We start from the raw sequence: 399 nt of genomic DNA, 5'->3' as shown, positions 1-399 counted from the left end.
ACCATGTACACGGTACAAGGCCGCGTTGGGCAGATCAAATTGCTGCAACAAGAAGTCGGACAGGAAGCGAGAGCAACCCGCAGAGACTTCCAGGCGCACAGCCTGTCCGTAATGGCGGTGCTGCAGGCCTTGCCGCAAGGCGGTGCGCAGGTTACGCACATCCTCTTCGTCCAGTGCCAGATCGGAATGGCGTGTGACACGAAACTGGGAAAACTCCGTCACTTCGCGGCCAGGAAAGAGGTCTTCCAAATGGGCACGCACGATGCTGGACAAGCTGACGAACAACGCCCCGTCGGACGCGACCTTCTTTGGCATGCGGATCAGGCGGGGCAGTGCACGCGGCACCTTGACGATGGCGATTTCGTTCTCGCGGCCGAAGGCATCATGCCCCTTGAGACG

At 60.2% G+C, this 399-nt stretch carries 1 pseudogene; it reads right to left on the bottom strand.

The features are described 5' to 3' along the window. Positions 1 to 399: pseudogene (locus tag GPA27_RS28635) on the bottom strand (polyphosphate kinase 1); the annotation flags it as partial.

This window comes from Aromatoleum toluolicum (genome assembly GCF_012911005.2).
Lineage (GTDB): Bacteria > Pseudomonadota > Gammaproteobacteria > Burkholderiales > Rhodocyclaceae > Aromatoleum > Aromatoleum toluolicum.
This window is presented reverse-complemented; position numbering and strand designations above follow the sequence as displayed.